Below are 12,910 nucleotides of genomic sequence, written 5' to 3'. Positions count from 1 at the left end.
TCCACAAGTGCCCTGGCTCACCCCGTCATCGAGAACACGCGCGCCGCCGAAGTCCCCAGCCCCGTCAGCGGGGGCAGCGGGCCGTGGCTCAGGTCCTGAGGGCGGTAACGCCGTACGCCCTCGTGCCAGTTGAGGATGCCGGTCATCCAGTTCTGCAGCTCCCGTACGTATCCGTCCAGGACCCCGCGCGCCTCCGCGTCCAGGTCGAAGTCCTCGTACAGGACGGGGAGTTCCAGTGCCGCGACGTGCTGGAACTGTGCGAGCCGCGAGTGCAGCAGGTCCGTCACGATCGCGCCCGCCTGATCGCGGGTGCAGCCGAAGAAGTTCTGCACGACCAGGACGGCGTTGTGCAGCTCGCCCTCGTACTCGATCTCCTTGCGGTAGGAGAAGAGGTCGTTGAGCAGCCCGGCGGTGTCGGCCGCCGAGCTCTCCAGGGCGCGCAGCGTCCCGCTCGCGTACACCTCGGGCGGCACCGACTTCCCGTGCCCGATCCGGCACAGGCTCATCGTGAAGTCCGCACCGAAGGTCTGCCGGCGCATCTCGACGTAGTCGACCGGGTCGGGGATCCGGTGCTGCGCCTGGTTGGCGAGCTCCCAGAGCCAGCTGTCGAGCATGTCCGTGATGGCCCGCCGGAAGTCGGTACGGGCGGAGAGGGTCATCGGGCCTGCGCTGCGCCGCCACAGGTCGTCGAGCCCGCGCTCAAGTGCTGTGACAGGAGCGGGTGTTGCGGTCAGGTCGACGGGGACGAAGAGGCGCAGCCGCTCCACGCACGCGTGCGCCGACACCAGGTCGCGGGTGCGGCCGTAGATCACGGGGAAGAGGTCGTCCCCGTATGTGCCCCAGGCCAGCCACTGCGTCGTGAGGTCCAGCTGCTCGACGGGCGCGTCCGGATGGATGCCCGCCGCGCACAGCGCCAGGTCGTACCCGGCGAGCTTGTGCTCGTCCCAGACGTCCGAGCCGGGCACGCCCGGCTGGGCTTCCAGGATCCCCATCTCCCGTGCCCACCGCAGGACATGCGCACGGGCGACGTCGAGATGCGGGCTGAGCGTGAGCGGAAAGGGGATGCGGATCTCGGGCACCTGCCACGTGCCGACCGACTGATACGGCAGGTGGGTGTGGCTGCGTACACGAGAAGCGCCGGTCGCCGCGAGCAGGTCCTTCAGGGACAGCGCCCCCATGCCCAAGGGGGCAGCAGTGCCGATCGCCGCCCCCATGCCCAAGGCAGCCGAACTGCCGCTCACCGCCCCCTCGTTCATATAGCGGCTGGAGCGCATGTGCCACTCGTGGCCGCCCGACTGCCAGTCCTGCAGCCCCTTCACATACGCGGCCACCGCCGCGCACTCGTCGGGACGCAGGCCCTCCGCCAGGAACAGGGGCGCCAGCTCCGTCAGCGCCGTGTTCTCGAACTGCTGCATCCGGGACGTGATCAGCTCGTTGACCGCGTCCGCCGCCTCCTGCGTCGTACAGCCGAGGAAGGTCTCCAGGACGAGCACGCCGTTGCTGAGCTCGCCCTCCTCCTCGATCTCGCGCTGGTACGAGAACAGGTCGTTGCGCAGGTGCACCGCGTCCGAGAACGTGTCCATCAACACCCGGAGCGGCCTCGACGAGGCCACGGACGCGGGGACTTCGGCGGTCACGTACTCCACGAGCTGGGCCGACCAGGGTGCGCCGCCGACCTTGCGGCGCATCTCGATGTACTCGACCGGGTTGGAGATCCGGCCCTCGTTGATGTTGGAGAGTTCCCACAGCGACTCGTTGAGGAGGTTGCGGGTGCTCGTCGCGAAACGTTCCCTCCAGTCGGCCGTCATGTGCGGCACGGTCCGCCGCCACAGATCCGCCAGGCCCGCCTCGACCGGGTTCTCCGGTTCCGGCACGGCGGCCGACGGATCGAGAGGCATGAAGGCCGGGAGCCGGTCCAGGTACGCCTTGCCGCCGCGCCGGTCCAGCGTCCGCTTGAACAGCTTCAGGAAGTGGTCGTCGAAGAAGAACACCCACACGTACCACTCGGTGACCAGCGTCAACTGCTCGGCGGAGCAGTCGGGATGGGTGTAAGCGCACAGAAGTGCGTAGTCGTGCGCCGCGAGATCGTCGGAGTCCCAGACCCCCGAACCCTCCAGCATCCCCATCCCGCGCGCCCACTCGGTCGACTCCTCCCGGGCCCGCGCGGTGTGCGGGCTGAGCCGCGCGGGGTGGGGGAGATAGCAGGCCGGCAGCGCGAAGGGCTGCGTGCTCAACGCCACCGTCCGATCTCGACGTTCTCCAGGACGCCGAGCGCGTCCGGCACGAGCACGGCCGCCGAGTAGTAAGCGGTGACCAGGTAGGACATGATCGCCTGCTCGTTGATGCCCATGAAGCGCACCGACAGGCTCGGCTCGATCTCGTCGGGGATCCCTGCCTGCCGCAGACCGATGACGCCCGCGTCGTCCTCTCCCGTACGCATGCACAGGATCGAGGTCGTACGGGCCTCGCTGATCGGCAGCTTGTTGCAGGGCAGAATCGGTACGCCGCGCCAGCCGGGCACCTGGTGGCCGTCGAACATCACCGGCTCCGGGTAAAGACCCCGCTTGTTGCACTCGCGGCCGAACGCGGCGATCGCGCGCGGGTGCGCCAGGAACAGCTTCGAGCCCCGGCGCCGGCTCAGGAGCTCGTCCATGTCGTCGGGGCTGGGCACACCGTCGTGCGGCTGCAGACGCTGGTCGTACTCGCAGTTGGCGAGCAGACCGAACTCGCGGTTGTTGATCAGCTCGTGCTCCTGGCGCTCCTTGAGCGCCTCGACCGTCAGCCGCAGCTGCTGCTCGGTCTGGTTCATCGGCTGGTTGTAGAGGTCGGCGACGCGCGTGTGGATGCGCAACACGGTCTGCGCGACGCTCAGTTCGTACTCGCGCGGCGAGGCGTCGTAGTCGACGAAGGTGCTCGGGATCTCCGCCTCGCCGACATGGCCGGCCGACAGATCGATCTCCTTCTCGCCGTACTTGTTGGTGCGCTGGCTGGGCATCGTGCGCAGCTGCTCCAGGTGGGCCTGGAGGGCCGGGGTGCGCTCGACGACCTGCTGGAAGGAGTTCAGGGGCAGGACGAGCACGGTGCACGTGGTCACCGCGCGCACCGAGAACTCCCAGATCGCGTCCGGATCGACCAGCCCCGCCTCACCGAAGTACGAGCCGTCGGCGAGCACACCGAGCTTCGAATCGTCTCCGTAAGGTCCGGTGCCGACCTTCGCCGCACGGCCGTGCGCGAGCAGGAACACCTCGTCCGACGGGCTGCCGAAATGGGCGAGCACCTCGCCGGGCGCGAACTCCCGCTGTTCGCACCGGCGGGCCAGCTCGGTCAGTACGTCCAGGTCCTCGAAGTCCCGCAGCGGCGGCAGTTCGCCCAGCTCGGCGGGGATCACCTCGACACGGTCGCCGGTCTTCACGAAGGTGACACGGCCATCGCCGACGGAGTAGCTCAGACGCCGGTTCACCCGGTAGGCGCCGCCCTGCACCTGCACCCACGGCAGTGCCCGCAGGAGCCAGCGGGAGCTGATCTCCTGCATCTGCGGCGTGGACTTGGTCGTCGTGGCCAGATTCCGCGCCGCCGCGGTGCCCAGACTCTGCTGCGGCCGGGCCTCGGCTGTACGGATCTCTTCGCCTACGGACATGTATGTGCCTCCAGTCGGTACTGCGGTGCGTCGTCTGCTGACGCGGTGATCACCTTGCAGTACGGAGCGTGAGTGCGTCATCACGTAAATGAGTGCGAGTGGATCTCTGCGAGGGGTGGGGGCGGCTCGGGGGCGCAGTTTGTCCGGCCGCGCGCCCCCGCCGAACCGAACAGGGCTTTACCGTCGCCCCCAACTGGGTGATTCTTAGCCCGCGTTCGGCGCGGAGTTCGAACACGGGAAGGCCGGGGGAGTCGTGGTGCTGAAAGTGGACCTGCTGGGTCCGGTGCAGGCCGAAGGCGAGGCCGGGCCCGTCGACATCGGCGGTCCCCGGGTGCGGATGCTGCTCGCCCGGCTCGCCCTCGAAGGCGGCCGGCCCGTCAGCACCGACGCTCTGGTCGACGGGCTGTGGGGCGAGGAGCCCCCCGCCGATGCCGCCAACGCCCTGCAGGCACTGGTGTCCCGGCTGCGCAGGGCCCTGCGCGGGCACGCGGCCGTCGAGTCGGCAGGCGGCGGCTACCGCCTCGGTGTGCAGGAGGCGGATGTCGACGTCCACCGCTTCGAGCAGCTGGCCGCGGCGGGCCGGCGCGCCCTGGCCGCGCGGCGCGACGCCGACGCGGCAGGATCCCTGCGGACCGCGCTCGCACTATGGCGCGGACCGGCCCTCGCCGATGTGCTCGACGCCCCCTTCGCCGCCCCGGTCGCCACCCGGCTCGACGGTCTGCGGGCCGCCGTGGCCGAGGACGGATACGAGGCCGAGATACGGGAAGGGCGCGCGGCCGACGTACTTGCCGACCTCGAAGCGGCGGGCGCACAGCACCCGTTGAGCGAGCGGATCGCCGGGCTCAGGATGCGCGCCCTGGCCGCCGTGGGCCGGCAGTCGGACGCGCTCGGCGCCTACGAGGAGCTCAGGGTGCGGCTCGGCGACGAGCTGGGAGTGGACCCGTCGGCGGAGGTGAAGGAGATCCATCTCGCCCTGCTGCGCGGCGAGTTGGAGCGCCCCAGGCCCACCGCGGCCGCCGCGAGCCGACTGCCCGCGCGTCTGACCTCCTTCGTCGGCCGCGACGGCGAACTCACCCGGCTCGCCGCCCTGATGACCTCCACGCGCCTGGTCACGCTCGTCGGCCCCGGCGGCGCGGGCAAGACCCGGCTCTCCCTGGAGGCCGCCACCCGCGACCCCGCCCATGACCGCGGCCGGCTCCACTACGTACCGCTGGCCGGTGTCAGCGACCCCGCGCAGCTCGCCGATGCCGTGCTCGGCGCGATCGGCGCCACGGACGCCGGCCTCTATGAAGGCGGCGGCCGGGGGCGGACCGGCCCGGTCGACCGGCTCGCGGGCCTGCTCGGCAGCGGCGACGCCCTCCTGATGCTCGACAACTGCGAGCACCTGGTGGAGGCGGCCGCCGAGTTCGCCGATCAACTCCTCGTACGGATGCCGGAGTTGCGCATCCTCGCCACCAGCCGCGAACCGCTCGCCATCACCGGCGAGGCCCTCTTCCACCTGGGCCCGCTCGATGTGCCGCACGGCGAACCCGAGCCCGCCGAAGCGCTGGAGACCGCGGCCGTACGGCTCTTCGTCGACCGGGCCGCGGGCGTACGCCAGGGCTTCACGCTCGACGACTCCACCCTCGACGCCGTCCTGCGGATCTGCCGAGGGCTCGACGGGATGCCGCTCGCACTCGAACTCGCCGCGGCCAAACTCCGCTCCATGAACGTCGAGCAGATCGCCCGCCGCCTCGACGACCGCTTCCGCCTGCTGTCCTCCGGCAGCCGCACCGCCCTGCCCCGCCAGCGCACCCTGCTCGCCCTGGTCGAGTGGAGCTGGGACCTGCTCGACGAGCCCGAACGCACCCTCGCCCGGCGCCTGTCCGCGTTCCCCGGGGGCGCCACGCTCGACGCCCTGGAAGCCGTGTGTGCGGACGAGGAGCTGCCCGCGGACGATGTCCTCTACGTGGTCGGCTCGCTGATCGAGAAGTCGCTCGTCGAGGAGAGCAGCGGGGAGAGCGGCGGAACGGGTGGCGGGTCGGGCGGTGTGACGGGTGGCGAAGGGCGCTACCGGATGCTGGAGACCGTCCGCGCCTACGCCGCCCGCCGGCTGGCCGAGTCACCCGAGGAGAGCGCGGCCGTGTGCGCCCGCCTCACCTCGTACTACCTGCAGCTCGCCGAGGAGAACGAACCGTTGCTGCGCACCCGCGAGCAGCTGCGCGCCATCGCGGTCTTCGACGCCGAGTACGCCAACCTCAGCTACGCGCTCAAGATCCTCACCGAATCGGGGGACCTGGGAGATTCCGGGGACTCCGGCGGCTCTGGTGAACAGGACGCCGCCCGGCGCTTCGCTTCGGCGATGTACTGGTACTGGGGCATCCGCGGCATGAGCAGCCGGCTGCCCGAAGCGGCCGCCACGTCCGGCGCCAGCGCCATAGCGCGCGAGTTCCACCCCGCGGCCCAGCTTCTGCAGATGTCCCGGACGGTGTTCGCCGACGGGCGGTCCGAGGCCGCGGGACTCGACGACCTGCTCCGGTCGCCCGATCCCTGGATACGGGCGGGCGCCCACCTCGCGCACGACTTCACGCTCACCGAACAGGGCGACCTGGAAAGCGGCAAGGAGTCCCGGGCCGAGGCGCTGCGCGGATTCGAGCAGGTCGGCGACCGCTGGGGGATCGTGCTCGCCCTGATGCCGATCGGCCGCGACCACTCCCTGCGCGCCGAGTATCCCCAGGCCATCGCCACCTGGGAGCGCGCGGTGGCGCTCAGCTCGGAACTCGGCACCGAGGACTACCTGTACCTCAGCAAGGCCCGCCTCGCCCGCGAACGCCGTCGCAGCGGCGACATCGAGGGCGCCTTCCGCGATCTGCACGCCGCCCACCGCCAGGCCCGCGCCCGCGGACAGCTGCGTCTGGAGGCCAACATCCTGGTGGGCATCGCCAACGCCCACCGCAGGGCGGGTGACCTCGACCGGTCGGACGCCACCCTCGACCGGCTCGAAGCGCTCAGCACCCGCCGCCCCCAACTCCGCGAACTGGCACGGGACCTGATCGTCTCCACCCGTATCGAGAACCGGCTCGCCGCTGGGGACGCGCGCGCCGCCCGCGCTCTGCTGCCGGAAGCGGCCGGCGCGCTGTTCGGCCAGGGGGCCTCGGCCGCGCTCGCCTGGGTGGCCGAACTGCTCGGCGGACTCCTGCCGTTGGAGGGCGCACCGGCCGAGGGCGCGACGGCGCTCGGCATGAGCGAGGTGATGCGCGGGGCCTTCGACTGGGGCGAGCCGGAGTGGCGCGAGCTGGTCGACCGCCTGAAGGAGGACCTCGGCGCGGACGGATTCCAGGAGGCGTACGACAAGGGCGCGGCGTATCCGCGCGAGGACGCCTTGCGGTGGCTGGAGGAGCGGGCCCTGCGCACCTGAACCGCCGGGCGGGCCCGCACCCTTGTGGGTGCGGGCCCGCCCGACGGTGCGACGGTGCGGCGGTGCGGCGGTGCGACTGTGCGGCGGTGCGGTGGTCAGCCGGCGTTCTTGCGGTAGGCGCGCATCGCCAGCGGGAAGAAGACCACGATCACGCCGGCCATCCAGGCGAGGCTGCCGTACAGACCGTGGGCGACGGGGCCGCCGTTGAGCAGGCCGCGGGTGGCGTCGGCCACGAGCGAGACCGGGTTGACGTCGGACCAGGCCTGCAGCCAGCCCGGCATGCCGTCGTTCTTCATGAAGACGTTGCTGGCGAAGGTCAGCGGCAGGATCAGGATGGTCATCAGACCCTGCACGGAGGTCGGGTTCTTGATCAGCATGCCGAGGTAGACCGACATCCAGGAGAAGCTCAGCGCGAACCCGATGAGCAGGGCGAGCGCGCCGGTCCCCGCGACCAGGTTGGTGTCGAAGCGGTAGCCCATGACCAGGGCGAGCGCGACCAGCGTGACCAGGCAGGCGACGTACCGGACGATGTCGGCCAGAACCGCGCCGATCAGCGGGGCGGACCGGGCGATCGGCATGGACCGGAACCGGTCGAAGATCCCGGTGCTGGCGTCCGCGGCGAGCGAGGCGCCGATGCCCACGCTGGCCTGGAAGACGGCCATCACCATGACGCCTGGGACCACATGGTGCAGATACCAGTCGGTATTGCCCTTCGCCATCGACTCCCCGAAGAGGTAGATGAACATCAGCAGGGTGATGATCGGCGTGAGGACGACATCGACCAGCTGGATCGGCGACTTCATGAACTTCATGAACCCGCGGCCCGCGAGGGCGAAGCTGTGCGAGACGGTCTGCGCGACGCTGATCCGGCCGGTGAGCTCGACGGTGGGCGCGGGGACGGAGATGGTCTGGGTGCTCATGACGAGGTCCTCTCGGGAAGTTCCGTACGGGGTGGGCGAGTCGGTGCTCGGGGGCTTCGTGCTCAGACGGTGACGGCTGTGCGTCGGATGCTGCGTGCTCAGACGGAGACGGGCTGTGCGTCGGACGCCTCGTCCTTGACGGTCGGGGTGTGGCCGGTCAGGGCGAGGAAGACCTCGTCCAGGCTCGGCAGCCGCAGCCCGAGTTCGTCGGCGGTGATGCCGGCGCCGTCGAGCCTGCGGGCGACCGCCGCGACGAGCAGCGGGTCGTCGACCGGGACGGTGAGGACCCCGGAGTCCTCGGCGGGCGCGTGGCCCGACAGTTCGCCAAGAAGCTGTGCGACCAGCGGCACATCGGCGGCCACGGTGGGCCTGACCTGCAGGACCTGTCCGCCGACCCGGCGCTTCAGCTCGCCCGGGCGGCCCTCGGCGACCTTGCGGCCCTTGTCGAAGACGGTGATCGAGTCGGCCAGCTGGTCGGCCTCCTCCAGGTACTGCGTGGTGAGCAGGACCGTCGAGCCGTCGGCGACCAGGTTCCGTACGACCTCCCAGACCTCCTGCCGTGCGTGCGGGTCGAGACCGGTGGTCGGCTCGTCCAAGTAGAGGACCTGCGGCCGGCCGACCAGGCTCGCCGCCAGGTCGAGGCGGCGGCGCATTCCGCCGGAGAACGTGGCGATCGGCTTGCGGGCCGCGTCCGTCAGGGAGAACTGTTCGAGCAGCTGGGCCGAGCGTGCCTTCGCGTCCCGGCGGGACAGGCCGAGCAGGCGGCCGATCAGGACGAGGTTCTCGGTGCCGGTCAGGGTCTCGTCGACGGAGGCGTACTGGCCGGTGAGGCCGATCAACTGCCGTACCTTCACCGGGTCCTTGACGATGTCGTGCCCGCCGACCGTGGCGTGCCCGGCGTCGGGGCGCATCAGCGTGGCGAGGATGCGCACGGTGGTGGTCTTGCCGGCGCCGTTGGGGCCGAGCACCCCGACGACCTTTCCGGCCGGGACCTCCAGGTCCACCCCGTCCAGGGCGGTGAAGTCCCCGTACTTCTTGACCAGGCCCTCGGCCTTGATCGCATACGACATGGTGGTCAACTCCTCGGTGGTGGCTTGCCGTTCTCGATGGGCAAGACACTGCCGGGGGGAGCTGACAGGGGGCGGACAGGGCGCTGACAGCGGTGACGGCTGCGCTGACAGTGGGGGCGGAGGTGCTGTCAGCGGGGTTGGAGGTGCTGTCGGTCAGCGGGGCGGAGGTGCTGTCGGTCAGCGGGTCCGAGGCGGTGTCGGCGGAGGAGGGTGAGACGCCTGGCCCAGGTAGGGAAAGGGCAGGTCAGGCGGTTGGGGTGGGGCGTTGTCAGTGGGCGCCGATAGCCTTGGAAGGGCTTGGCCCCCGGGTGGGCGGGGACTGTCCGGCGCACTAGCGGCCGACCCTCACGGCCTGACCTTCACCGTCCAAGCCCCCGAAGGCGTCCGCCCCACCACCTGGATCCGGGTCCGTTCGCCGGGCACCTTGAAGGTCTCGCCCACCTGGACCGGAGCGTCCGCGAGCGGCGGGTAGACCGAGGAGTCCCAGCAGGCCTCCGACTCCGGGTGCGCGTCGAGCACCTGGATCGGCCCGCCGCCGGACTCGGTCTCATTGCGTACGCGGTAGACGAGCACGCCTTCCGTACAGGTCTGGTGGTCGTTGCCGTGCGAGCCGCGCGCCTCGATCGCGAGCACGCTGCCGCGGCCGGTGCGGACGACCGCGAGGCGTTTGCCGCCGGCCTGGCCGCGGACCGCGGGCGCGGCGAGCGGGTCGAGGGTGAACGGGGCGGAGTCGGTGCCCTGGACGCAGGTCACCTGATGGGGTTCGAGCCAGCCCAGCTTCCACTTGTGCCAGCCGAACAGGTCGGGGGCGAGGCCGAACTGGCTGCCCATGACGTCCCAGTCGCCGACATGCGTGTCCCAGTCGCCCTTGCCGTCGCGCGGCCGGTGGTAGAGGTCGGGCAGGTCGAAGACATGGCCGGTCTCGTGGGCGAGCACGTTGCGGTCCGGCGGGTGCTGCTCGAAGACCGTGACGATCCGCCGGACGTCCGTGCCGTCGGCGCGCAGCGGCTGGTCGAAGTTGACGACCTTCGTGGCGTCCGAGTCCACTCCGGGGGCATCGGGATCGGCCACGAAATACACGATGTCGTACTGACTGAAATCGACCACCGGGTCGGCCACGGACAGTGCGTCCTTGAGATACATGCTGCGCTTGTCCGCGTCCCAGTCCCGCGCTATTGCGTACTCGGTCGAGGCCCGCGGCATCTCGATCCACTCGGTGCGCGGATGCGGCCGCAGCTGGAACCGGCCGTAGGAGGCCCGCTCGAAGAAGCGGCTGGTGGTGGGGAAGTAGTCGCCGGTGAGCTCCTGCGGGGTGGCCGCCGGGCTCGCGTCCGGGAAGGACAGGAAGACCATGACCGCGTCGAGCTTCTTCGCCGGGCGCGGATACGAGGAGTTCCAGGTGTCCAGGCCCTCGGAGTGGTGTGCGGACGTGCGCTCCAGGGCGCAGGGGCCCGCCACCGATTCGGCCACGGCGGGTCCCGCGACCAGCGACATGGAGGCGAGCGCCGCGAGAGAGGTGAAAGCCGCTGCGGCACTGCGCGCCCGGTCCCCCTCACGAGGCAGGCCCCCTTGGGGGAGCTGACGCGGCACGTAGACCTCCGTGGACGGATGGCGGAACACCTCCCTCAGCCTGTGATGGTTTGTTGAAGTACGCCCTGTTTGGGTGGACCGGTCGGGTGAGTCGATGACATGCCCGGTGTTCACACAACGTCACAAGCGGAATCGGATTGATCGGGATGTGAGGGGGCGGCGAAGCGTTCCGGTCCAGGTCTGTGCAGAAACGATCTGGCACTAACAGCCCCATGGGGCAAGGGAGTCCGGAAGTTGCCCCTGAGGGGGGTCAAGGGGTGCCGGGTAAGTGGAATGGCCCTCCGGCCAGCCTCTATGATCGGCACACTTTCCGGCCGACCCACCCTGACCAGACCTGAACACGACAACTGCCCTCCGGGAGCGAGCGGTGAGCGGAACGTCCGAAGGGCCAGCGGCCACGGCGGGCTCGACCCCCGATGACACCGTGCCTGTGATCACAGAGCGTCATGCAGGCTCGGTGCTCGCGGTGGGCCGCAGCGCCTCCGAGCTGAGGGACTACCGGGCCGCCTTCCACGCGGCCCACTTCGCCATGGCCGTCGTCGACCACGACGGCTTCGTCACCTCCGCCAACGACGCGCTGGGCGCCCTGCTCGGCACCCCGGCCGCCGAGCTGACCGGCCAGATCGCCGCCGACCTGGTCGACCTGGCCTCGGACGCCCGCACCTGGCACGCGTACCGCGAGGTGCTGCGGGGACGGCAGGCCAGGCTGCGCTGCACCCGCCGCCTCAAGCACCCCGACGGCCACTCGCTGTGGGCCCAGATCACCGTCGCGCCCGTGCCCGGCACGGCCACCGTGCTGCTCTCGCTCGCCGACGTCAGCGCCCGCCGTGAACTCCAGGCCCAGCTGCGCCATCTGCAGATGTACGACGCGGTGACCCGCCTGCCCAACCGCACGCTGTTCTTCGAGCGCCTCTCCGGAGCGCTCGAGGCGGCCTCGTACGAGGACGGCGGCACCGGCCGGATCGGCCTGTGCTACCTGGACGTCGACGGCTTCAAGGCGGTCAACGACACCCTCGGCCACCGCATCGGCGACCGGCTGCTCGCGGCAGTCGCGGGCCGACTGACCCAGTGCGCCGACCAGGTCGCGTACGACCGCTGGAAGCACGGGCACGCGGCGCCGCTCGTGGCCCGGCTCGGCGGGGACGAGTTCGCGCTGCTCGTCGAGGACTCGACGGGTACGGAGCAGCTGGCGGACCTTGCGGAATCGGTTCTGAAGTCGCTCCAGGAGCCCTTCGACCTCGCGGGCCAGCGGCTGTCCGTCTCCGCCTCGATCGGGGTGGTCGAACGCCGTGCGGCCGGCACCACCGCCACCCACCTCATGCAGGCCGCGGACACGACGCTGTACTGGGCGAAGGCCGACGGCAAGGCCCGCTGGACCCTCTTCGACCCGGAGCGCAACGCGCACCGGATGACCCGCCAGGCGCTCTCGTCCTCGCTGCGGCCCGCCGTCGAGCGGGGTGAATTCACCCTGGAATACCAGCCGTTGGTCGGGCTCGACGATGGCGGGGTGCAGGGTGTCGAGGCGCTGGTGCGCTGGAACCACCCGCAGTTCGGCACATTGACGCCGAATCGGTTCATCACACTCGCCGAGGAGGACGGCTCGATCGTCCAGCTCGGCCGCTGGGTGCTGCGCACGGCCTGCGCGCAGGCGCGGCGCTGGCAGCTGGAGCACCCGACCGTGCCCCCGGTGTTCGTCTCCGTCAATGTGGCGGTGCGGCAGGTCTGGGACTCCGACCTCGTCGCGGACGTCGCCGCGATCCTCGCCGAGACGGGCCTCGCGCCCGAGCTGCTGCAGCTGGAGCTCACCGAGTCCGCGGTCATGGGCTCGGCGGGCCGGCCGCTGCAGGCCCTGCAGTCGCTCTCCGACATGGGCGTGCGGATCGCGATCGACGACTTCGGCACGGGCTACTCGAACCTGGCGTACCTCAGCCGGCTGCCGGTCTCCGTCCTGAAGCTGGACGGCTCCTTCGTGCGCGGTTTCCAGTACGAGGACGGCGACAGCCATGCGAACCCGGCCGACGCGACGATCGTCGAGGCCCTGGTGCGCCTGGCCCACCGCCTCGGCCTCACGGTCACCGCGGAGTGCGTGGAGACCGCGCTGCAGGCGGACCGGCTGCGCTCGATCGGCTGCGACACGGGGCAGGGGTGGCACTACTCGCGGGCCCTGCCCCCGGACCGTATCTCCGAGATGCTGCGCGGCACCGCAGAGGTCGTCGAGGGCTGAGAGAGAGCTCCCCGGGCGCTCTCCGCGTCCTCAACTCCCTTGAAACAAAAGGGTGAACGATCAACGACTCCG

General features: G+C 70.9%; 7 protein-coding genes. 2 read left to right on the top strand and 5 right to left on the bottom strand.

Annotated features, from left to right (window positions below; genetic code table 11):
• Positions 1-17: 17 nt before the first annotated feature.
• Positions 18-2,240 carry a terpene synthase family protein gene (locus H9Y04_RS31430; protein ID WP_187817487.1) on the bottom strand — a complete coding sequence of 741 codons (2,223 nt, stop codon included), beginning with the start codon at positions 2,238-2,240 and terminating at the stop codon, positions 18-20.
• Positions 2,231-3,637, bottom strand: a complete 1,407-nt coding sequence (locus H9Y04_RS31425) for a family 2B encapsulin nanocompartment shell protein (RefSeq protein WP_187817486.1) — start codon at positions 3,635-3,637, stop codon at positions 2,231-2,233. Before H9Y04_RS31425 ends, H9Y04_RS31430 begins: the two co-directional genes overlap by 10 nt.
• Positions 3,638-3,893: 256 nt before the next feature.
• Between H9Y04_RS31425 and H9Y04_RS31420 the strand changes: the two genes are divergently transcribed.
• Entirely contained in the window at positions 3,894-7,034 is a 3,141-nt protein-coding gene (locus H9Y04_RS31420; RefSeq protein WP_308801266.1) for an AfsR/SARP family transcriptional regulator, read from the top strand.
• A 95-nt stretch (positions 7,035-7,129) separates the two neighbouring features.
• Here H9Y04_RS31420 and H9Y04_RS31415 read toward each other — a convergent pair whose 3' ends face one another.
• The 3 genes from H9Y04_RS31415 to H9Y04_RS31405 form a co-directional block, all read right to left on the bottom strand.
• Positions 7,130-7,954: an ABC transporter permease gene (locus H9Y04_RS31415; protein WP_187817485.1), complete on the bottom strand. Its 825-nt coding sequence runs from the start codon at positions 7,952-7,954 to the stop codon at positions 7,130-7,132.
• A 98-nt stretch (positions 7,955-8,052) separates the two neighbouring features.
• Positions 8,053-9,024 carry an ATP-binding cassette domain-containing protein gene (locus H9Y04_RS31410; protein WP_187817484.1) on the bottom strand — a complete coding sequence of 324 codons (972 nt, stop codon included), beginning with the start codon at positions 9,022-9,024 and terminating at the stop codon, positions 8,053-8,055.
• 345 nt (positions 9,025-9,369) lie between these two features.
• The gene (locus H9Y04_RS31405; protein ID WP_187817483.1) at positions 9,370-10,644 is read right to left on the bottom strand and encodes a M6 family metalloprotease domain-containing protein; all 1,275 of its coding nucleotides are present in this window, start codon (positions 10,642-10,644) and stop codon (positions 9,370-9,372) included.
• Positions 10,645-10,981: 337 nt separating this feature from the next.
• Between H9Y04_RS31405 and H9Y04_RS31400 the strand changes: the two genes are divergently transcribed.
• Complete coding sequence (locus H9Y04_RS31400; protein WP_187817482.1) at positions 10,982-12,838, top strand: putative bifunctional diguanylate cyclase/phosphodiesterase; 1,857 nt, start codon at positions 10,982-10,984, stop codon at positions 12,836-12,838.
• Positions 12,839-12,910 lie beyond the last annotated feature (72 nt).

Origin of the sequence: Streptomyces polyasparticus (assembly GCF_014493765.1) — a bacterium.
Classification (GTDB): domain Bacteria; phylum Actinomycetota; class Actinomycetes; order Streptomycetales; family Streptomycetaceae; genus Streptomyces; species Streptomyces polyasparticus.
This window is presented reverse-complemented; position numbering and strand designations above follow the sequence as displayed.